Source organism: Caulobacter segnis (assembly GCF_019931575.1).
In the GTDB taxonomy this organism is placed as follows: Bacteria; Pseudomonadota; Alphaproteobacteria; order Caulobacterales; family Caulobacteraceae; genus Caulobacter; species Caulobacter segnis_C.
Map to the genome: position 1 here is coordinate 2,598,718 of NZ_CP082923.1, position 19,209 is coordinate 2,617,926.

Consider the following 19,209-nt stretch of genomic DNA (forward strand, 5'->3'; position numbering starts at 1 on the left):
TGGAAGCGCGACTATCGCAGAAACCAGCCTCCACTTTCTGCGGTCGCGCTTCGGGCGAAACTATGGCTCCGATACGACAATAAAAGAGAGGCCGCGCGGATCGCCGCGCGGCCTTTCAAGTTCATCGTCGGGGAAGACGCCACAGAGCGAGACCGGCAAGGCCGATCTCATGAGGTCACCTTACCGACCGAACACGTGTTGGGGCACGCCCATGCGGTGGAAGCGCTGACAATGAGGCGCTTCGCCCAAGGCTTGGGCGATCGAGGGCAAATCGCCCGCCTCGCGCCCAAGGCTTGTGCATTCGCACGTCAGATGGCGGCCGGTAGGTCGGGCAAAGTCACCAGATGGAAGTGCACGATCGCGAAGAACAGCGCGAACACGACGGCCGAGACCCAGGTCGTGGTGATGAACTTGCGTTTTAGGTTCGGATTGACCGGCGCGCCGGGATCCGCGCCCGGCGGCGGCGTGATGCCCAACTCGTGGAAGCTGCGCGAGCCCAGCGGCAGGACGGCGAACAGCACCGTCCACCAGATGGTCAGATAGATCGCGAACCAAGTGATCGGGCTCATCAGTGATGCGCTTCCTTCGGCGTCTCCATGAGCTCGACCAGCAGGCCGCCCATGTCCTTGGGGTGTACGAAGATGATCAGCGTGCCATGGGCGCCGATGCGGGGCTCGCCCAGCACGGTCGCGCCCTTGGCCACCAGGTCGTCGCGGGCCGTGTAGATGTTTTCGACCTCAAAGCAGATGTGGTGCTGGCCGCCCTTGGGGTTCTTGGCCAGGAACCCGTGGATCGGCGAGTTCTCGCCATACGGCTCGATCAGCTCGATCTGGCTGTTGGGCAGGTTGACGAAGCAGACCCAGACGCCCTGCTCCGGCATCGCCCACTTCTCGGTCACCGAGGTGGCTCCGAGCAGCTCGCGATACATCTTCACCGAGTCGTCGATCGACGGCGTGGCGACGCCGACGTGGTTGAGCTTGCCGATCATGTTCCTGCTCCCGCGCGTGTTTTTGCTTTGCGATTGCCCTAACACCGTTGCTGCGGTGCGAGAAGAGCGGCCGTTCAACGCGGCGCGTGACCCTCCGAAAGCCACCAGAAGCGGGCGGGAAAGAGGTGGACCAGGAACAGGCCGGCGACGAAGCCCCCGACGTGGGCCTCCCACGCCACCAGCACGCCGCCCGCGCCCGACAGCACGCCCAGCGCCCCGCCGATGGCGACCAGGATCAGGTTCATGACCAGGAATGACCGGGCCTGCCGTCCCACGGACCTCGACCAGATCGGCGCGAGGTCGGTCGTCTCCGTCATCCGGGCCATCGCGCCCCACAGGCCGCAGATCGCGCCGGACGCGCCCAGCATCGGCGCGCCTCCGCCCCAGTGCAGGGCCAGATAGAACGCCCCGCCGGCCAGGCCGCACAGCACAAAGAAGCCAAGGAACAGCAGGCCGCCGATCGCGTCCCGCCCCAGACGTTGCGACACCGCGGGCCCGAGGGCTCCGAGCGCGCTGGAGTTCATGGCGATGTGCAACAGGCCGCCATGCAGGAAGATGTGCGTCAGCGGGGTCCACCAGACGCCTACGCGAAACGCCGGCGGATAGAGCGCCCCCAGCAGCAACACCTGCTCGCCCCGGCCGGTCAGATCGGCGAGGGTCTGGCCGGCGAACACGACCCAAAGCCCGACCAGCAGCGCCGCCACCGGCCAGGCCTGCGTCCAAAGGATCGAGAAGCCCGAACGCCAGATCGGCCTGCGCCGGCCGTCGGTGACGGCGGCCAGGACCGCGGCGCGCGGAGCGTCGTCGCTCACATCAGATCCGCAGGACCGTGGTCTCGACGACCGGCTTACGTTCCCAGATGCGGAACGCAGCCTTCTTCACAGCGCGGGAGATAGCGCTCTCGATGCTCTCGTCGATCTCGCGCGCGTCGCCATCCAGCTTCTTGTAAGCGGTCTCGGCTTCCTCGGCGAGGTCGTCCAGAGCGTCGTCGAGGCTGTATTCCTCGTCGCCGGTCAGGCCGATGCCGCGGACCTGCGGGCCAGAAACGATCTTGTTGCGACCGTCCAGCACGACCGACACCGCCAGGATGCCGTTGAACGCCGCGTGACGCCGCTCGCGCAGGGCCTCGCCGTTCTCGGGCGTGACGACGCCGCCGTCGACGTACAGGCGACCGGCCGGCACCTCGTCGATAATCTCCGGCTTGCCCGGCGCCAGGCGCACCATGTCGCCATTGCGCGGCGAGATGGCGTCCGGAACCTGCAGGTCCTTGGCGAAGGCCGCATGCTCGATCAGGTGACGGCGCTCGCCGTGGGTCGGCACGGCGATCTGGGGCCGCACCCAGCTGTACATCTGGCGCAGTTCGTCCCGGCACGGGTGGCCCGAGACGTGGATGCCGGGCGTGTCGCGCTCGGTGTGCAGGCGCACGCCCCGGTCGGCCAGCTTGTTCTGCAGGTTGCGGATCGGGATCTCGTTGCCCGGGATGACCCGCGAACTGAAGACCACGTGGTCGCCCGAACCCAGCTTGACGTGCGGATGGCTGCCGTCGGCGATGCGCGACAGGGCCGCGCGGGCCTCGCCCTGACTGCCGGTGCACAGGAACAGGATCTCGTTCTCGGGCAGGTGCTTGGCCTGGTCGTCGTTGATGAAGGGCTCGATGCCCTGCAGCAGGCCGACCGAGCGGGCGGCGGCGGCCATGCGGTGCATCGAACGGCCAGCCAAGCAGACCTTGCGGCCACAGGCCTGGGCGGCGCGGATCACGGTGTCCATGCGCGCCACGTTCGAGGCGAAACAGGCCACGGCGATCTTGCCGCTCAGGCTCTTGATCAGGTTGCCGAGAGCCTCGCGGACATCGGCCTCCGAGCCTGCCTGGCCCTCGACGAAGACGTTGGTGCTGTCGCAGACCATGGCCAGCACGCCCTCGTCGCCCAGGCGGCGGATGGCGGCCTCGTCGGTCGGGGCGCCCAGCTGCGGCTCGGGATCGATCTTCCAGTCGCCGGTGTGCAGGATCGTGCCCAGCGGCGTCTTGATCGCCAGGCCGTTCGGCTCGGGGATCGAGTGGGTCAGGGTGATCAGTTCCAGTTCGAACGGGCCGAGCGTGAAGCGGCCGCCCAGCGGCACTTCGGTGATCTCGACCTCGTCCAGCAGGTCAGCGTCGCGCAGCTTCTCGCGCAGCAGGAAGGCGGTGAACGGCGTGGCGTACACCGGCGCCTTCAGGCGCGGCCACAGCCAGTGCACCGCGCCCAGGTGGTCTTCGTGGGCGTGGGTCAGGACGATGCCGACGATGTCCTTGGCGTAGGGCTCGATATACGACGGGTCCGGCAGGATGATCTCGACGCCGGGCGTCGTCTGATCGCCGAAGGTCACGCCCAGGTCGACCACGATCCACTTGCGATCATGCGCCGGGCCGAAGCCATACAGGTTGAAATTCATGCCGATCTCGTTCGACCCGCCTAGCGGCAGGAAGACGAGCTCGTCGTTCTTGGATTTTTTCATCAGGTCTCGGAAACGGTGTTTCGACGATAGATTTCTAGAAGACCCCGTATCGTCAGGTCGGAGTCGAAGTGGTCGATGCTGTCGGTAGCGCCCTCGAACAGGGAGGCGACGCCGCCAGTGGCGATGACGGTCATGGGCTCGCCGCGCTCGGCCTTGATGCGCGTGACGAGGCCTTCGATCAGCGAGATATAGCCCCAAAACACGCCGGACTGCATGGCCGACACGGTGTCGGTGCCCACGATCCTGTTACCGGCCGGCCTCTGGATGGCGATCCGAGGCAACTTGGCGGCCGCTTCGTGCAGGGCCTGCATCGAAAGATTGATGCCGGGGGCGATGATGCCGCCCTCGAAGGCGCCGTCGGCCGCCACGATGTCGAAGGTGGTGGCCGTGCCGCTGTCGATCACGACCAGCGGCCCCGGATAGACCATGGCCGCCCCGATGGCGTTGACCAGACGGTCGGCGCCGGCCTCGGAGGGTTTCTCGATGCGGACGTCGATGCCCAGCCTGGCATTCTCGCCGATCACGAGAGGTTCGACGTTGAAGTAGCGCCGGGAAAGATTGCGCAGGTTGAAGATCGACTGCGGCACGACGCTGGAGATGATCACCGCATCGATGGCCCGAAAGCCCAGGCCCTGCATCGAAAGAAGCTGCGAGAGCCAGACCACGTACTCGTCGGCGGTGCGGGTGCTCTCGGTCGCCGAGCGCCATTGAGCCACCCACGACGCGCCGTCGTGTATGGCGAACATGGTGTTGGTGTTGCCCTGTTCAATGGCCAGCAGCATCACGCGCCTCCAAAGAAAACGTCGCCGGCGGTGATCCGGCGGAGTTGGCCGTCATCCAGACGGAGCCTCAGCGCCCCGTCGCCGTCCAGTCCCTCGGCGATCCCCTCGACCGTCTCGACGCCGAGGCGAGCCACGCAGGGCTCGCCCAGGCCGTGGGCGCGGGCCGTCCAGGCGTCGGCGATGGCGGGAAAGCCAAGGGTGTTCCAGGTCCGGGACCAGCGCTCGAACGCTCCGGCCAGGACCTCGATGGCCTCGGTCGGGTGTGGCGGCGGGATTTCGCGATAGGTGGCGATAGAGGTAGCCGGACGCTCGGCGTCGATCGGTCTGCGGGCCAGGTTCACGCCGATGCCGACGGCCAGCCACAGCCCACCCAGCGGCGAAGCCCCGGACTCGATCAGGATGCCGCTCACCTTCAACCCGCCCAGCAACGGGTCGTTGGGCCACTTCAGGCTGACGATGGAGGCCGGCACGTACTGGGCCAGCATGTCCGCCACGGCCAGGGCGGCGACGAACGAGACCTGGGCGGCCTCGGCCGGCGGCTTGTCGGTTCGGAAGAGCAAGGTGGCGGCGAGGTTGCCCTCGCCCGTCTCCCAGGCGCGACCCCGGCGGCCGCGACCGGCGGTCTGGCGAAGGCCGACGAGCCACACGGGGCCGGCCTCGCCCGCCTCGGCCCGGCGACGGGCCTCGGCGTTGGTGGAGTCGATCTCGTCGAGGACGACGACGGGCGGGACGCCCGTCACGTCACGCGTGACCAAAGGCGGCCGCGGCGGCCTTGGCGGCGGGATCCAGCCAGACCAGGGCGACGAGCACGATCGGGAACGAGAAGATCGCGGCGGCGAAGCCGACGGCGCGGGCCGACGGCGACGGAGCGTCGACCGAACCCGCCGAGGCGTCGAACCACATCGCCTTGATCAGGCGGAGGTAATAGAACGCCGCGACGACCGAGCCGACCAGGCCCAGCACGGCGGCCCATTGCAGAACCACGTCGCCGGCGCCGATGGCGGCCTTGAAGACGTAGAACTTCGACCAGAAGCCCGAGAACGGCGGCAGGCCCAGGGCCGACAGCGAGAACGCGGTCATGGCCAGCGCGATGCCCGGGCGCTCCTTCACCAGGCCCGCCATGTCCTCGATCGTCTCCATCGGCTTGCCGCTGCGGTTCAGCGCCTGCAGGCAGGCGAAGAAACCGGTGACGTCGACCATGTAGAGGGTCATGAAGACCAGCATCGACTGCAGACCGACCTCGCCGCCGGCCGCCACGCCCAGCAGGGCGTAGCCGACATTGGCGATCGAGGAATAGGCCCACAGGCGCTTCAGGTTGGTCTGGGCCAGGCCCGCGAAGGCGCCGACGAAGACAGACAGCAGGGCCGCGATCACCAGGATCTGGCGCCATTGGTCGACCGAGCCCGGGAAGGCGTCGCCCAGCACGCGGGCGAACATCATCATGGCGGCCAGCTTCGGCGCGGCGGCGAAGAAGCCGACGACCGGGGTCGGGGCGCCTTCGTACACGTCCGGCGTCCACATGTGGAACGGCGCGGCCGAGACCTTGAACGCCAGGCCGCAGATCAGGAACACTAGGCCGAACAGCAGGCCCACGCCGTGCGAACCGCCGTGGGCGGCCGCCAGGGCGATCTGGCTGAAGTGGGTCGAACCGGTGAAGCCGTAGATCAGCGAGCTGCCGTACAGCAGCAGGCCCGACGACAGCGCGCCCAGCACGAAGTACTTCAGGCCCGCTTCCGACGACTTGGCGTCGTCGCGGCGCATGGCGGCCAGGACGTACAGGGCCAGCGACTGCAGCTCGACGCCGACATACAGGCTGATCAGGTCGCCGGCCGAGGCGGTGACGCCCATGCCCAGGGCGGCGAGGATGACCAGGACGGCGTATTCGAACTTCTGGTCGCCGCGCTGGGCCAGCCAGCGGTCGCCCAGCACCACGGCGATGGCGCTCGAGAGATAGATGGCCACCTTGGCGTAGGTCGCCGCGGCGTCGGCCGCGTAGACCCCGTTGAAGGCGTGGCCGTGCGGACCAAGCACCGCCGTGGCGGCGGCCGCGACCAGCGAGGCGACGGCGGCCAGGGTGAAGATGGCCCCGACCTTGCCCCGGAAGGCGCCGGCGACCAGCAGGACGAGCGCCGCGATCGCAAGAACGACCTCAGGCAGGACGAGCGAGAAGTTGGCGGAAAAGGTCATAGGCTCCTCACCCGCCCACGGCGGCGCGCCAGGCGCCGACGAGCGCGTCGACAGACGTCGCGGTCAGGTTGAACACGAGATTGGGATAGACGCCCAGCAGCAGGGTCATCGCGATCAGCGGCACGAACAGCAGGATCTCGCGAGCGTCCAGATCCGTGATGGTCTTCAGCTCGGGATTGGTGATCTCGCCATACATCACCCGGCGGTACAGGGTCAGGGCGTACATGGCCGACAGGATCACGCCGGTGGCCGCCACGATCGCCGTCCAGGTCGAGGCCTTGTAGACACCGGTCATCGTCAGGATTTCACCGACGAAGCCCGAGGTGCCCGGCAGGCCGACATTGCCCATCGTGAACAGCAGGAACACGAAGGCGTAGTGCGGCATGCGGTTGGTCAGGCCGCCGTAGAAGGCGATCTCGCGGGTGTGCATGCGGTCGTAGACGACGCCGACGCAGAGGAAGAGCGCGCCGGAGATCACCCCGTGGCTCAGCATCTGGAACAGGGCGCCCTGCTCGCCCGCCGCGTTGCCCGAGAAGATGCCCATGGTCACGAAGCCCATGTGGGCGACCGACGAGTAGGCGATCAGCTTCTTGATGTCGGTCTGACGGAAGGCGACCAGCGAGGTGTAGACGATGGCGATGGCCGACATCGCGAACACCAGCGGCTGGAACAGCTCCGAAGCGTTCGGGAACATCGGCAGGCTGAAGCGCATGAAGCCGTAGCCGCCCATCTTCAGCAGGATGCCCGCCAGGATGACCGAGCCGGCCGTCGGCGCTTCCACGTGGGCGTCGGGCAGCCAGGTGTGCACCGGCCACATCGGCATCTTCACCGCGAACGAGGCGAAGAAGGCCAACCACAGCCAGGTCTGGAGCCATGGCGCGAACTTGAAGGTCATCAGCGCCGGGATCGACGAGGTGCCGGCGATGCCGATCATCGCCAGGATCGCCGCCAGCATCAGCACCGAGCCGAGCAGCGTGTAGAGGAAGAACTTGTAGGCCGCGTAGACCCGGCGCTTGCCGCCCCAGATGCCGATGATCAGGAACATCGGAACCAGGCCGCCCTCGAAGAAGAGGTAGAACAGGATCAGGTCCAGCGCGCAGAACACGCCGATCACCAGGGTCTCCAGGACCAGGAAGGCGATCAGGTACTCGACGACGCGCTTCTCGACCGACTTCCAGCTGGCCACGATACAGATCGGCAGCAGGAAGGCGGTCAGCAGGACGAACAGCACCGAGATGCCGTCGACGCCCATGCGGTAATGCAGGCCCGCGAACCACGAGACGTCTTCCACGAACTGGAAGCCGGGGTTCTTCGGGTCGAACTGCAGGGTCAGGACGATCGACAGGCCGAACGTGACCAGGGTGGTCGCGAGCGCGATCCACTTGGCCAGGGTGTCGGTCTTTTCGCTGGCCCCGTTGAAGGCGCGCGCGGCGAGGATCACCGCGACGCCGACCAGGGGCGCGAAGGTCGTAAGGCTGAGAAGGCCGCTCATTAGCTCCGTCCCCCTCAACGGAAGGCGTACAGGGCGAAGGTCAGCAGACCGGCGACGCCGAGCAGCATGACAAACGCGTAGTGGTAGACGTAACCGGTCTGCAGCTTGCCGGTGCGCTTGCCGACCTCATACGAGACCGCGCTGACGCCATCCGGGCCGAGGCCGTCGATGATCTTCTGGTCGCCGCCCTTCCAGAACAGGTCGCCGAGGAACTTGGCGAAGCGCACGAAGGTGGCGTCGTACAGCTCGTCGAAGAACCACTTGTTGTAGAAGAACACGTAGAGCGGCCCCTTGCGCTCGGCCAGCTTCAGGCCCAGGCGCTCGTTGCCCTTCAGCAGGTAGACATAGGCGGCGATAGCCAGGCCGATCAGCGAGGCGATCAGCGGGCTCCACTTCACCCACTCGGCCACTTCGTGCGCCTGGTGCAGCACGTGGTTGGCCGGCGCCGTGAAGATCGCGCCCCGCCAGAACTCTTCCTGGTGGTGACCGACGAAGTAGTCGGTGAACACGAAGCCGGCGGCGACCGCGCCGATCGACAGCGCGACCAGCGGGAACAGCATCACCCACGGGCTTTCGTGCGGCTTGTGGTCGTGGCCATGGCCGTGATCGTCGTGCGCGTGAGCGTGGTCGTCGTGGCCGTGCGCATCATGCGCATGGGCGTCGTGACCGTGAGCGTCGTGGGCGTGGTCGTCATGACCCCAGCGGGCCTTGCCGTTGAAGGTGAAGAAGGCCAGGCGCCACGAATAGAACGAGGTCAGGCCCGCCACCAGCACGCCGATCACCCACGCGAACATGGCGATCGAGTTGTGGCCGCCGGCGGCGAAGGCCGCTTCGATGATCGTGTCCTTCGAGTAGAAGCCGGCGAAGCCCAGGTGCAGCGGCGGGAAGCCGAGGCCCGTGATGGCGATCGTGCCGATCGTCATGGCCAGGAAGGTCACCGGCAGCAGCTTGGCCAGGGCGCCGTAGCGACGCATGTCCTGCTCGTGGTGCATGCCGTGGATCACCGAACCGGCGCCCAGGAACAGCAGGGCCTTGAAGAAGGCGTGCGTGAACAGGTGGAACATGGCCGCCTGGTAGGCGCCGACGCCGGCCGCGAAGAACATGTAGCCCAGCTGCGAACAGGTCGAGTAGGCGATCACGCGCTTGATGTCGTTCTGGGTCAGGCCGACCGTGGCGGCGAACAGGGCCGTCACCGCGCCGATGACCGTGACGATGTTCTTGGCCACCGGGGCGTACTCGAACATCGGCGACAGCAGACACAGCATGTAGACGCCGGCGGTCACCATCGTGGCCGCGTGGATCAGGGCCGACACCGGGGTCGGGCCTTCCATGGCGTCCGGCAGCCAGGTGTGCAGGAAGAACTGGGCCGACTTGCCCATGGCGCCGATGAACAGCAGGAAGCAGGCGATGTCCATCAGCGGGAAGCTGTGGCCCGCGAACTCCCAGGTCCGGCCGGCGTTGGCGGCGATCTGCGGGAACAGTTCGGCGAACTGGATCGTGCCGAACGCCCAGTAGGTGGTCATGATGCCCAGGGCGAAACCGAAGTCGCCGACCCGGTTTACCACGAAGGCCTTGATGGCCGCGGCGCTGGCCGAGGGCTTCTTGAACCAGAAGCCGATCAGCAGGTACGAGGCCAGGCCCACGCCTTCCCAGCCGAAGAACAGCTGCATGAAGTCGGCGGCGGTGACCAGCGACAGCATGGCGAAGGTGAACAGCGACAGGTACGCGAAGAAGCGCGGCTTGCTGTCGTCCTCGGCCATGTAGCCCCAGGAATAGATGTGCACGAGGGCCGAGACCGTCGTGACCACGATCAGCATGGTCGCCGAAAGGGCGTCGATGCGGATTGACCAGTCGGCCTGGAAGTCGCCGATGTGGATGAACGGCAGCAGGTGGACGGTGAAGGCCTCCATGTGCCCCCAGGTCCACTGGCTGAACGTGTACCAGGACAGGCCGCAGGCGAGGATCAGCGCGCCGGTGGTGACCGACTGCGACGCCACGTTGCCGATGCGGCGGCCGAACAGGCCGGCGATGGCCGCGGCGATGATCGGCGCGAAAACGAGAATGGTGACAAGCGTCTGCATGACGTCGCTTAGCCCTTCATCATGCTGGCGTCGTCAACCGCGATATCGCCGCGGTTGCGGAAGAAGGTGACGAGGATCGCCAGACCCACGGCCGCCTCGGCGGCGGCGACGGTCAGGACGAACATGGCGAAGATCTGCCCCGCCACGTCGTGCAGGTAGGCCGAGAACGCCACGAGGTTCACGTTCACCGCCAAGAGGATCAGCTCGATCGACATCAGGATGACGATGATGTTCTTGCGGTTCACGAAGATGCCGAAGACGCCGATCGTGAACAGGATCGCGGCGACGACGAGATAGTGCGGCAGGCCGATCATTCGGAGATCCCCTCACCCGGCTTGATCTGAACCAGCTCCATGCCGGTCTTGGGGGTGCGGGCGACCTGCTTGCCGATGTCCTGGCGCTTGACGCCCGGCTTGTGGCGCAGGGTCAGGACGATGGCACCGATCATGGCGACCAGCAGCACCAGGCCCGCCAGTTGGAAGAAGAAGACGTAGTCGGTGTAGAGCACGCGACCGATCGCCTCGGTGTTCGGAACCCCGCCCGGCGAAGCGTTCGGCAGCGGGTTCTTGGCGGCCGCGCCGTTCGTGGCGACCGAGGCGGCCACGAAGATCATCTCCAGGGTCAGGACGCCGCCGACCAGACCGCCGATCGGCAGGTACTGGGCGAAGCCCTGGCGGAGCTCGGCGAAGTCGACGTCCAGCATCATGACGACGAACAGGAACAGCACCGCGACCGCGCCCACGTAGACGACGATTAGCAGCATCGCCAGGAACTCCGCGCCCAGCAGGACGAAGAGGCCTGCGGCCGAGAAGAAGGCGGTGATCAGGAAGAGCACCGAGTGCACGGGATTGCGCGCCGACACGACGAGAAGACCCGCCGCGATGGTCACGAATGCCAGCAGATAGAAAGCGATCGCCTGCAAGGCCATTGGCCCAGGTGCTCCCCTGAAAACTTAAGTCCAATGACGACGCCGCCGAACGGCGCGTCGCCTCCTAGGATTCGCCCGTCCTTTAGCGGTAGGGCGCGTCCAACTCCAGATTCTTCGCGATCAGGCGTTCCCAGCGGTCGCCGTTATCGAGAAGGCGTTCCTTGTCGTAGTAGAGTTCTTCGCGGGTCTCGGTCGCGAACTCGATGTTCGGACCTTCGACGATGGCGTCGACCGGGCAGGCCTCCTGGCACAGGCCGCAGTAGATGCACTTGACCATGTCGATGTCGTAGCGGGTCGTGCGGCGGCTGCCGTCCTCGCGCGGTTCGGCCTCGATGGTGATGGCCTGGGCCGGGCAGATGGCTTCACAGAGCTTGCACGCGATGCAGCGCTCCTCGCCCGAGGGATAGCGACGCAGGGCGTGCTCACCGCGGAAACGGGGCGACTGCGGGCCGCGCTCGTTCGGATAGATCACGGTCTTCTTCGGCGCGACCAGGTACTTCATGGCCAGGCCGAAGGCCCCCGCGAAGTCCAGAAGGGCCGCGCCCTTGGCCGCTTGCGTGATGCGCTGGAACACCAGAGCTCTCCTAACACTTTTCCTTGGGGAAAGGACGGACGTCCCTGCCCTGCTCTTTCTGCTGCCGCCGCATCTGCTGCTCGAGGACGCATTTCTTGGTCTTCTCGTCCGCCTTACGGCGGGCTTCGACCTGCTCCTCGTGCGTCCGCTGCGGCGGATGCTGAATTCCGCGCCCCCAGGTCGAACAGCCGGCCAGCAGGCCGACCACCATGATCCCGAGGACAACCCGAGTCATTTTCCCGCTCGCGGAATGACGCAGGTGTAGTTCGAAAGCTGGGCGGGATCTCCCCCGTCCTGCTTGGCCCGGATGGTCCCACCCGAGGCCTTGCACTTGTCGCCCTCGCGCCGCAGGTCGTCATAGCTGACGACCCCGTCGCCCAGGGAGTACGACCGGTCCTGAGCGGCGACGGCGCAGGCCGTCAGGCTCAAGGCGGTCAGACCCAGGGCCGCGAGCGCGAGCCGGCGCATCAGGCCGCCGGACCGAACACGCGCCAGGCGGCGACCGCGGCCACCAGCACCAGCGAGGTCGGCAGGAACACCTTCCAACCCAGGCGCATCAGCTGGTCGTAGCGGTAGCGAGGCACGATGGCCTTCGCCATGGCGAACATGAAGAACCAGAAGACGATCTTGGCGTAGAACACCAAGGCCAACAGGAAGTTGACCAGGAACGGCGGCCAGCCGGCGGTGAAGCCGATCGGGAAGCCCGGGTTCCAGCCGCCGAAGAACAGCACGCTGATCATGGCGCACATCAGGACGATGTTCGAATACTCGGCCACCATGAACAGCAGGTACGGAGTCGAGCTGTACTCGACCTGGTAACCGGCCACGAGTTCGGATTCGGCTTCCGGAAGGTCGAACGGCGGGCGGTTCGTCTCGGCCAGACCCGAGATGTAGAACATGCCCATGGCCACGACCATCACCGGCAGCAGGATGAGGTTCTTGAGACCGCCGCCGCCGAAGACGTTCCAGTTCCAGATCCAGCCCGACTGCTTCTCGACGATGGTCGACAGGTTCATCGAGCCGGCCAGCAGGATCACCGTGATGATGATCAGGCCGATCGAGACTTCGTACGACACCATTTGGGCCGCCGAACGCAGGGCGCCCAGGAATGGATACTTCGAGTTCGAAGCCCAGCCGCCCATGATGATGCCGTAGACGCCCAACGAGCTCATCGCCAGCAGGTAGAGAATGCCGACGTTGAGGTTCGAGACGACCCAGCCCGGGGCGAACGGCACCACGGCCCAGCCGACGAAGCCCAGGATCAGGCTGATCAGCGGGGCCAGCAGGAACACGATCTTGTCGGCGCCGGCCGGGATCACGATCTCCTTCAGGACGAACTTGAAGAAGTCGGCGAAGGACTGCAGCAGACCGAAGGGGCCAACGACGTTGGGACCCTTGCGCATCTGGACGCCGGCCCAGATCTTGCGGTCGGCGAGCAGCAGGAAGGCCAGGCTCAGCAGAACCCAGATCACGACCAGCAGGATGCCGCCCGTCGTGAGACCAAACCAGAGAAGCGGAGAGTTCGGGCCCACGGTCTACTCCGCAGCGATCTTGGCGGCGCCGGAAGCCACGGCCGCGCATTCGGCCATGGTCACGCTGGCGCGCGCGATGGGGTTGGTCAGGTGGAAGGCCTTGATCGGGCTCTCGAACGGGGCGTCCGAGACCTCGCCGTCGGCGCCCAGGGCGCCCAGGTCGAACGACGTGGCGACCGAGCCCGGCGCGTAGTCGATCTGGCCGAAGGTCGGGTGGTCGGCGAACAGCTTGGCGCGTAGCTGGTCCAGGCTGTCATAGGGCAGCTTGGCGCCCAGCACCTCGGACAGCGCCCGCAGGATCGACCAGTCTTCCTTGGCCTCCCCCTTCGGGAACACGGCGCGACGGCCCTGTTGCACGCGCCCTTCGAGGTTCACGTAGAGACCGTTCTTCTCGGTGTAGGCCGCGCCCGGCAGGATCACGTCGGCCTTGTGCGCGCCGGCGTCGCCGTGCGTGCCCAGATAGATCTTGAAGGCCCCCGTGGCGGCCGTCTCGCACTCGTCGGCGCCCAGCAGGAACAGGACGTCCAGAGCGCCCGACTTCAGCATGTCGGCCGTGGCCAGGCCGCCCTCGGTCGGGACGAAGCCCATGTCTAGGCCGGCGACGCGTGCGGCGGCGGTGTGCAGGACGTTCCAGCCGTTCCAGCCCTCGCGCACGACCTTGATGGTCTTGCCCAGGCTGGCGGCGGCCTTGAGGATCGCGCCGCCGTCAGCGCGGGCCAGAGCGCCCTGGCCGATGATGATGGCGGGACGCTCGGCGGCCTTCAGGGCGGCGACGAAGTCGTTCTTGCTCTTGGCCAGGCCCGACAGGGTCTTGGCGCCGGCGCCGAGATAGTCGTAGCCGAAGGTCAGGTCGGCCTGCTCACCGATCACGCCGAAGCGGGTCTTGCCGGCGATCCACTGCTTGCGGAAGCGGGCGTTCAGGACCGGGGCCTCGATGCGCGGATTGGCGCCGACGAACAGAACGACGTCGGCGTTCTCGATGCCGGCGATCGTCGAGTTGAACAGCCAGCCTTCGCGGGCGCCTTGGCCCAGGCTCGAACCGTCCTGGCGGCTGTCCAGGTTCTTCACGCCCAGGGCGGTGAAGAGGTCCTTGGTCGCCTTCAGGCTTTCGGCGTCCTGCAGGTCGCCGGCGATGACGCCGATGCGCTCCGGCGCGGTCGCCTTGATCTTGGCGGCGACGGCGGCGAAGGCCTCGGCCCAGGTGGCCGGTTTCAGCTTGCCGTCGGCGCTGCGCACGTACGGACGATCGAGGCGCTGGCGGCCCAGGCCGTCGACGGCGTAGCGCGTCTTGTCCGAGATCCACTCTTCGTTGATGTCGTCGTTGTTGCGCGGCAGGACGCGCAGCACGGCCGAACCGCGGGCGTCGACGCGGATCCACGAGCCCAGGGCGTCCTGGACGTCGACGCTCTCGGTCTTCTTCAGTTCCCACGGACGGGCTTCGAAGGCGTAGGGCTTGGAGGTCAGGGCGCCGACCGGGCAGAGATCGATCACGTTGGCGCTGAGCTCCGACGTCACCGCCGCGCCCAGATAGGTCGTGATTTCAACGTCTTCGCCGCGCGAGATCAGACCGATTTCCGGCGAGCCGGCGACCTCGGTGATGAAGCGGACGCAGCGCGTGCACTGGATGCAGCGCGTCATCACGGTCTTGATCAGCGGGCCCATCGACTTTTCTTCGACGGCGCGCTTGTTCTCTTCGTAGCGGCTGTCGTCGCGGCCATAGCCCACGGCCTGGTCCTGCAGGTCGCACTCGCCGCCCTGGTCGCAGATCGGGCAATCCAGCGGGTGGTTGATGAGCAGGAACTCCATCACCCCTTCGCGGGCCTTCTTGACCATCGGAGTCTTGGTGAAGATCTCCTGGCCCTCGGCGGCCGGCAGGGCGCAAGACGCCTGCGGCTTCGGCGGGCCGGGCTTCACCTCGACCAGGCACATCCGGCAGTTGCCGGCGATGGACAGACGTTCGTGGTAGCAGAAGCGCGGGATCTCTTCCCCGGCCAGTTCCGCGACCTGCAGAACCGTCATGCCGGGCTCGAACTCGACTTCGACGCCGTTGACCTTGGCGATAGCCATAATCGTTACTCCGCCGCGATCAGCTTGGCGCCCTGCACGTGCAGGCGACCGCTACGATAGGAAGCGATCCGCTCCTCCACCTCGTGGCGGAAGTGGCGGAACAGACCCTGGATCGGCCAGGCGGCCGCGTCGCCCAGGGCGCAGATGGTGTGACCCTCGACCTGGGTCGTGACGTCCAGCAGGGTGTCGATCTCCTTCGGATCGGCCTCGCCGGTCGCCATGCGCTCCATGACGCGCCACATCCAGCCGGTGCCCTCGCGGCACGGCGTGCACTGGCCGCAGCTCTCGTGCTTGTAGAAGTACGACAGGCGGGCGATGGCGCGGACCAGGTCGGTCGACTTGTCCATGACGATGACGGCGGCGGTGCCGAGGCCCGAGCGCAGGTTGCGCAGGGCGTCGAAGTCCATCGGCAGGTCTTCGCACTGTTCGGCCGGGATCATTGGCACGGACGAGCCGCCCGGGATGACGGCCTTCAGGTTGCCCCAGCCGCCCCGGATGCCGCCGCAATGGTCTTCCATCAGCTGACGGAAGGGAATGCTCATGGCTTCTTCGACGTTGCAGGGAAGGTTCACGTGGCCCGAGACGCAGAACAGCTTGGTGCCGGCGTTGTTCGGACGGCCGAAGCTGGAGAACCAGGCCGCGCCGCGACGCAAGATGGTGCCGGCGACGGCGATGCTCTCGACGTTGTTGACCGTGGTCGGCATGCCGTAGAGGCCCGCGCCGGCCGGGAACGGCGGCTTCAGGCGCGGCTGGCCCTTCTTGCCTTCCAGGCTTTCCAGCAGGGCCGTCTCTTCACCGCAGATATAGGCGCCGGCGCCATGGTGGACGTAGATGTCGAAGTCCCAGCCGTGGACGTTATTCTTGCCGACCAGCTTGGCCTCGTAGGCCTGCTTGATCGCCGCTTCCAGGCGCTCGCGCTCGAAGACGTACTCGCCGCGGATGTAGATGTAGCAGGCGTTGGCCAGCATGGCGCGCGAGGCGATCAGGCAACCCTCGATCAGGAGGTGCGGGTCATGCCGCATGATCTCCCGGTCCTTGCAGGTGCCCGGCTCGGATTCGTCGGCGTTGACCACGAGGTAGTGAGGACGACCTTCCTTCACTTCCTTGGGCATGAACGACCACTTCAGGCCGGTCGAGAAACCGGCGCCGCCCCGGCCGCGCAGGCCAGAGTTCTTCATGTTGTCGATGATCCAGTCGCGCCCGGCGTCCAGGATGTCCTTGGTGCCATTCCAGCAGCCGCGCTTCTTCGCGCCCTCGAGGCCCCAGTCCTGGAGACCATAGAGGTTGGTGAAGATGCGGTCCTTGTCTTCGAGGATACCGACCATGACTCAGCTTTGCGGATCGAATGGATGGGCGCGCACATAGCGCGTCCGACGAATGATGACATAGGCGAAAAGCAACCAGCCCGCGCCGATGATGGCGAGACCGGCGACGACCGCCCAGAACGGCGCGCCCTCGATGGTGCGACCCCAGATCAGCAGGATCGCGCCGACGAGACACGCCACGAAACCCACGCCGCGTTCGCGACGATGCAGGCCCCGAATGGTGTCGGCATAGGCCGCCTTGCGGATATTGAGGGCGCTGTCGTCGATCATGACGAAGCCCCCTCGCCCTTGGATCCGCGCATCCAGCCCAGGATGAACCAGACGTGCGAGAACAGGCCCGCGATGATGGCGCCCAGGAAGACCAGCCGCAGCCAGTCGATCCGCAGCGACACCGCGCCATAGATCGCGACGCCAGCCAGCACGAAGCACACCACGTTGATGACGAGCATCACGATCAGGCGCTTCTTCTGGAGGGTGGCGTCGGCGGTCATGTTAGGCGGTCGGCTCCGACTTGGCCTTCGAAGCCTTGGGCTTCTCGGGCAGGTTCGGAATCTTGATCTTCTTGGCGTACGAGCTGTCGTACAGCTTCGGATCCGTCAGGGTGTGGATCGCGCCTTTCGGCTCCGAGGCCCCGCGGCCGTCGTAGCTGCCCGGCTTCGGGGCCTTGCCCGCCGCGAAGTCGTCGAGGATCTTGGCCAGGCTCTCCGGCGTCAGGTCCTCGTAGTAATAGTCGTTGATCGCGGCCATCGGCGCGTTGCAGCACGCGCCCAGGCACTCGACCTCTTCCCAGCTGAACTTGCCGTCGGCCGAGACGTGGTTGGCGTCGCCAATCTTGTCCTTCAGGACCTTCTTGAGGTCCTCAGCGCCGCGCAGTTGGCACGGCGTGGTGCCGCACAGCTGCACGAAGGCGACCTTGCCGACCGGCTGCAGCTGGAACATCACGTAGAAGGTGGCCACTTCCAGCACACGGATGACCGGCATCTCGAGCTGCTTGGCGATCTCCTGGATCGCCGGCTCGGACACCCAGCCCTCTTGCTTCTGGGCCAGCCACAGCATCGGGATCACCGCCGACTGCTTGCGGGCGGCGGGATACTTGGCTTTCCACCAGTCGGCCTTGGCCTGGCTGTCCTTCGAGAAGGCGAAGCTGGCCGGCTGTTCCTTGGCGAGACGACGTACGCTCATCGGGCGAAATCCACGCGGACGATCTTGTCGCCCTTGAAGGTGTAGATGGCGGCGACCTGGAACGGCGCATCGCCGTTGCCGCGGTCGACATGCTCGTGGTCGATCACGTTCGAACCGACCACGATGCGGTTCAGCAGCTTCGCGTGGTTCTTGGGGAACTCGGCGAAGGTCTTGGCGTAGAAGGCGCGGTAGGCGTCGAGGCCGGTGCGCGCCACGTCGCCGTTCAGGCCCGCCACGACGACGTCGTCGGCGAAGTGGGCGCAATGGGCGTCCAGGTCCTGGGCGTTGTAGGCGTCCAGCTGCGCTTGGGCGATCGTCTCCAGGCTCACCGGTCCACCTCGCCGAACACGATGTCGAGCGAGCCCAGGATGGCCGAAACATCGGCCAGCTGGTGGCCGCGGTTCATCCAGTCCATGGCCGCCAGGTGCGAGAAGCCCGGCGCCTTGATCTTGCAGCGGTACGGCTTGTTGGTGCCGTTGCTCACGACATAGACGCCGAACTCGCCCTTGGGCGCCTCGACGGCCGCGTAGACCTCGCCTTCCGGCGTCTTGAAGCCCTCGGTGTAGAGCTTGAAGTGGTGGATCAGGGCTTCCATCGAGCGCTTCATCTCGGCGCGACGGGGCGGAGCCACCTTGTTGTCCTCGCTCAGGACCGGACCCGGCGTGCCACGCAGCATGGCGACGGCCTGCAGGATGATCTTCGTCGACTCGCGCATCTCCTGCATGCGGCAGAGATAGCGATCGTAGCAGTCGCCGTTCTTGCCCAGCGGGATATCGAACTCGAACTCGTTGTAGTTCTCGTACGGCTGGTTGCGGCGCAGGTCCCAGGCGATGCCCGATCCGCGCACCATCACGCCCGAGAAGCCCCAGGCCCAGGCCTCTTCCTTGGTCACGACGCCGATGTCGACGTTGCGCTGCTTGAAGATGCGGTTGTCGGTGATCAGGCCTTCGATGTCGTCGCAGATCTTGGGGAAAGCCTTCGCCCAGGTCTCGATGTCGTCGATCAGCTCGGGCGTCAGGTCCTGGTGGACGCCGCCCGGACGGAAATAGTTGGCGTGCAGACGAGCGCCGCAAGCGCGCTCGTAGAAGATCATCAGCTTCTCGCGCTCCTCGAAGCCCCAGAGCGGCGGCGTCAGGGCGCCGACGTCCATGGCCTGGGTCGTCACGTTCAGCAGGTGATTGAGGATCCGGCCGATCTCGCAGAACAGCACGCGGACGATCTGGCCGCGACGCGGCACCTCGACGCCCAGCAGGCGCTCGATGGCCATGCAGAACGCATGCTCCTGGTTCATCGGCGCCACGTAGTCGAGGCGATCGAAGTACGGGATGTTCTGCAGGTAGGTGCGCGCTTCCATCAGCTTCTCGGTGCCGCGATGCAGCAGGCCGATATGCGGATCGACGCGTTCCACGATTTCGCCGTCCAGCTCCAGCACCAGGCGCAGCACGCCGTGCGCGGCCGGGTGCTGCGGGCCGAAGTTGATGTTGAACTTGCGGACGGGCGTTTCCGGGATGGCCGGAACCGTCGGTTCGTCACGGAAGAAGTCGGTCGCCGCGGCGGGCGCGTTCGTGCCAGTCATGA

General features: G+C 66.5%; 22 protein-coding genes. All 22 read right to left on the minus strand.

Features of this window, described 5'->3' with window-relative positions:
• Positions 1-308: 308 nt before the first annotated feature.
• The 22 genes from K8940_RS11925 to K8940_RS12030 all read right to left on the minus strand — a co-directional run bounded on the left by K8940_RS11925 (position 309) and on the right by K8940_RS12030 (position 19,207).
• Positions 309-569 (minus strand): DUF1467 family protein, encoded by a 261-nt coding sequence (locus tag K8940_RS11925; RefSeq protein WP_223390189.1) that lies wholly within the window; start codon positions 567-569, stop codon positions 309-311.
• Entirely contained in the window at positions 569-988 is a 420-nt protein-coding gene (mce, locus tag K8940_RS11930) for a methylmalonyl-CoA epimerase (protein WP_223390190.1), read from the minus strand. The genes K8940_RS11925 and mce overlap by 1 nt, the downstream gene beginning before the upstream one ends.
• A 74-nt stretch (positions 989-1,062) precedes the next feature.
• Positions 1,063-1,800 (minus strand): rhomboid family intramembrane serine protease, encoded by a 738-nt coding sequence (locus K8940_RS11935; RefSeq protein WP_223390191.1) that lies wholly within the window; start codon positions 1,798-1,800, stop codon positions 1,063-1,065.
• Position 1,801: 1 nt separating this feature from the next.
• Positions 1,802-3,481 carry a ribonuclease J gene (locus K8940_RS11940; protein WP_223390192.1) on the minus strand — a complete coding sequence of 560 codons (1,680 nt, stop codon included), beginning with the start codon at positions 3,479-3,481 and terminating at the stop codon, positions 1,802-1,804.
• Complete coding sequence (locus K8940_RS11945; protein WP_223390193.1) at positions 3,481-4,266, minus strand: type III pantothenate kinase; 786 nt, start codon at positions 4,264-4,266, stop codon at positions 3,481-3,483. Before K8940_RS11945 ends, K8940_RS11940 begins: the two co-directional genes overlap by 1 nt.
• On the minus strand, positions 4,263-5,018 hold the full coding sequence (locus K8940_RS11950; protein WP_223390194.1) for a biotin--[acetyl-CoA-carboxylase] ligase: 756 nt from the start codon (positions 5,016-5,018) through the stop codon (positions 4,263-4,265). Before K8940_RS11950 ends, K8940_RS11945 begins: the two co-directional genes overlap by 4 nt.
• Positions 5,005-6,450, minus strand: a complete 1,446-nt coding sequence (nuoN, locus tag K8940_RS11955) for an NADH-quinone oxidoreductase subunit NuoN (RefSeq protein WP_223390195.1) — start codon at positions 6,448-6,450, stop codon at positions 5,005-5,007. Before nuoN ends, K8940_RS11950 begins: the two co-directional genes overlap by 14 nt.
• Before the next feature lie 7 nt (positions 6,451-6,457).
• Positions 6,458-7,960: an NADH-quinone oxidoreductase subunit M gene (locus K8940_RS11960; RefSeq protein WP_223390196.1), complete on the minus strand. Its 1,503-nt coding sequence runs from the start codon at positions 7,958-7,960 to the stop codon at positions 6,458-6,460.
• A complete protein-coding gene (gene nuoL / locus K8940_RS11965) occupies positions 7,957-10,023 on the minus strand; it encodes an NADH-quinone oxidoreductase subunit L (protein WP_223390197.1) in 2,067 nt (688 codons plus the stop codon). The genes K8940_RS11960 and nuoL overlap by 4 nt, the downstream gene beginning before the upstream one ends.
• A gap of 8 nt (positions 10,024-10,031) precedes the next feature.
• Positions 10,032-10,337, minus strand: a complete 306-nt coding sequence (gene nuoK / locus K8940_RS11970) for an NADH-quinone oxidoreductase subunit NuoK (RefSeq protein WP_223390198.1) — start codon at positions 10,335-10,337, stop codon at positions 10,032-10,034.
• Positions 10,334-10,951: an NADH-quinone oxidoreductase subunit J gene (locus K8940_RS11975; protein ID WP_223390199.1), complete on the minus strand. Its 618-nt coding sequence runs from the start codon at positions 10,949-10,951 to the stop codon at positions 10,334-10,336. Before K8940_RS11975 ends, nuoK begins: the two co-directional genes overlap by 4 nt.
• Before the next feature lie 82 nt (positions 10,952-11,033).
• Positions 11,034-11,525, minus strand: a complete 492-nt coding sequence (nuoI, locus tag K8940_RS11980; RefSeq protein ID WP_184719347.1) for an NADH-quinone oxidoreductase subunit NuoI — start codon at positions 11,523-11,525, stop codon at positions 11,034-11,036.
• Positions 11,526-11,535: 10 nt separating this feature from the next.
• Complete coding sequence (locus tag K8940_RS11985) at positions 11,536-11,760, minus strand: hypothetical protein (protein WP_223390200.1); 225 nt, start codon at positions 11,758-11,760, stop codon at positions 11,536-11,538.
• The gene (locus tag K8940_RS11990) at positions 11,757-11,993 is read right to left on the minus strand and encodes a hypothetical protein (protein WP_223390201.1); all 237 of its coding nucleotides are present in this window, start codon (positions 11,991-11,993) and stop codon (positions 11,757-11,759) included. Before K8940_RS11990 ends, K8940_RS11985 begins: the two co-directional genes overlap by 4 nt.
• A complete protein-coding gene (gene nuoH, locus K8940_RS11995) occupies positions 11,993-13,057 on the minus strand; it encodes an NADH-quinone oxidoreductase subunit NuoH (RefSeq protein ID WP_223390202.1) in 1,065 nt (354 codons plus the stop codon). Before nuoH ends, K8940_RS11990 begins: the two co-directional genes overlap by 1 nt.
• Before the next feature lie 3 nt (positions 13,058-13,060).
• On the minus strand, positions 13,061-15,124 hold the full coding sequence (nuoG, locus tag K8940_RS12000; protein ID WP_223390203.1) for an NADH-quinone oxidoreductase subunit NuoG: 2,064 nt from the start codon (positions 15,122-15,124) through the stop codon (positions 13,061-13,063).
• Between the two features lie 5 nt (positions 15,125-15,129).
• Positions 15,130-16,449 carry an NADH-quinone oxidoreductase subunit NuoF gene (gene nuoF / locus K8940_RS12005; protein WP_223390204.1) on the minus strand — a complete coding sequence of 440 codons (1,320 nt, stop codon included), beginning with the start codon at positions 16,447-16,449 and terminating at the stop codon, positions 15,130-15,132.
• 3 nt (positions 16,450-16,452) lie between these two features.
• Positions 16,453-16,719 (minus strand): hypothetical protein, encoded by a 267-nt coding sequence (locus tag K8940_RS12010; RefSeq protein ID WP_223390205.1) that lies wholly within the window; start codon positions 16,717-16,719, stop codon positions 16,453-16,455.
• Entirely contained in the window at positions 16,716-16,940 is a 225-nt protein-coding gene (locus K8940_RS12015; RefSeq protein WP_223390206.1) for a hypothetical protein, read from the minus strand. Before K8940_RS12015 ends, K8940_RS12010 begins: the two co-directional genes overlap by 4 nt.
• A gap of 1 nt (position 16,941) precedes the next feature.
• The gene (gene nuoE / locus K8940_RS12020; protein ID WP_223390207.1) at positions 16,942-17,631 is read right to left on the minus strand and encodes an NADH-quinone oxidoreductase subunit NuoE; all 690 of its coding nucleotides are present in this window, start codon (positions 17,629-17,631) and stop codon (positions 16,942-16,944) included.
• Positions 17,628-17,960 (minus strand): nuclear transport factor 2 family protein, encoded by a 333-nt coding sequence (locus K8940_RS12025; RefSeq protein WP_223390208.1) that lies wholly within the window; start codon positions 17,958-17,960, stop codon positions 17,628-17,630. Before K8940_RS12025 ends, nuoE begins: the two co-directional genes overlap by 4 nt.
• On the minus strand, positions 17,957-19,207 hold the full coding sequence (locus K8940_RS12030) for an NADH-quinone oxidoreductase subunit D (protein ID WP_223390209.1): 1,251 nt from the start codon (positions 19,205-19,207) through the stop codon (positions 17,957-17,959). The genes K8940_RS12025 and K8940_RS12030 overlap by 4 nt, the downstream gene beginning before the upstream one ends.
• Between the last annotated feature and the right edge of the window lie 2 nt (positions 19,208-19,209).

Coding starts and splice junctions, on each gene's coding strand:
- K8940_RS11925 (WP_223390189.1), bottom strand. CDS start 569: ATGAGCCCGATCACTTGGTTCGCGATCTATCTGACCATCTGGTGGACG.
- mce (WP_223390190.1), bottom strand. CDS start 988: ATGATCGGCAAGCTCAACCACGTCGGCGTCGCCACGCCGTCGATCGAC.
- K8940_RS11940 (WP_223390192.1), bottom strand. CDS start 3,481: ATGAAAAAATCCAAGAACGACGAGCTCGTCTTCCTGCCGCTAGGCGGG.
- nuoN (WP_223390195.1), bottom strand. CDS start 6,450: ATGACCTTTTCCGCCAACTTCTCGCTCGTCCTGCCTGAGGTCGTTCTT.
- nuoL (WP_223390197.1), bottom strand. CDS start 10,023: ATGCAGACGCTTGTCACCATTCTCGTTTTCGCGCCGATCATCGCCGCG.
- nuoK (WP_223390198.1), bottom strand. CDS start 10,337: ATGATCGGCCTGCCGCACTATCTCGTCGTCGCCGCGATCCTGTTCACG.
- K8940_RS11975 (WP_223390199.1), bottom strand. CDS start 10,951: ATGGCCTTGCAGGCGATCGCTTTCTATCTGCTGGCATTCGTGACCATC.
- K8940_RS11985 (WP_223390200.1), bottom strand. CDS start 11,760: ATGACTCGGGTTGTCCTCGGGATCATGGTGGTCGGCCTGCTGGCCGGC.
- K8940_RS11990 (WP_223390201.1), bottom strand. CDS start 11,993: ATGCGCCGGCTCGCGCTCGCGGCCCTGGGTCTGACCGCCTTGAGCCTG.
- nuoG (WP_223390203.1), bottom strand. CDS start 15,124: ATGGCTATCGCCAAGGTCAACGGCGTCGAAGTCGAGTTCGAGCCCGGC.
- nuoF (WP_223390204.1), bottom strand. CDS start 16,449: ATGGTCGGTATCCTCGAAGACAAGGACCGCATCTTCACCAACCTCTAT.
- K8940_RS12010 (WP_223390205.1), bottom strand. CDS start 16,719: ATGATCGACGACAGCGCCCTCAATATCCGCAAGGCGGCCTATGCCGAC.
- K8940_RS12015 (WP_223390206.1), bottom strand. CDS start 16,940: ATGACCGCCGACGCCACCCTCCAGAAGAAGCGCCTGATCGTGATGCTC.
- nuoE (WP_223390207.1), bottom strand. CDS start 17,631: ATGAGCGTACGTCGTCTCGCCAAGGAACAGCCGGCCAGCTTCGCCTTC.
- K8940_RS12030 (WP_223390209.1), bottom strand. CDS start 19,207: ATGACTGGCACGAACGCGCCCGCCGCGGCGACCGACTTCTTCCGTGAC.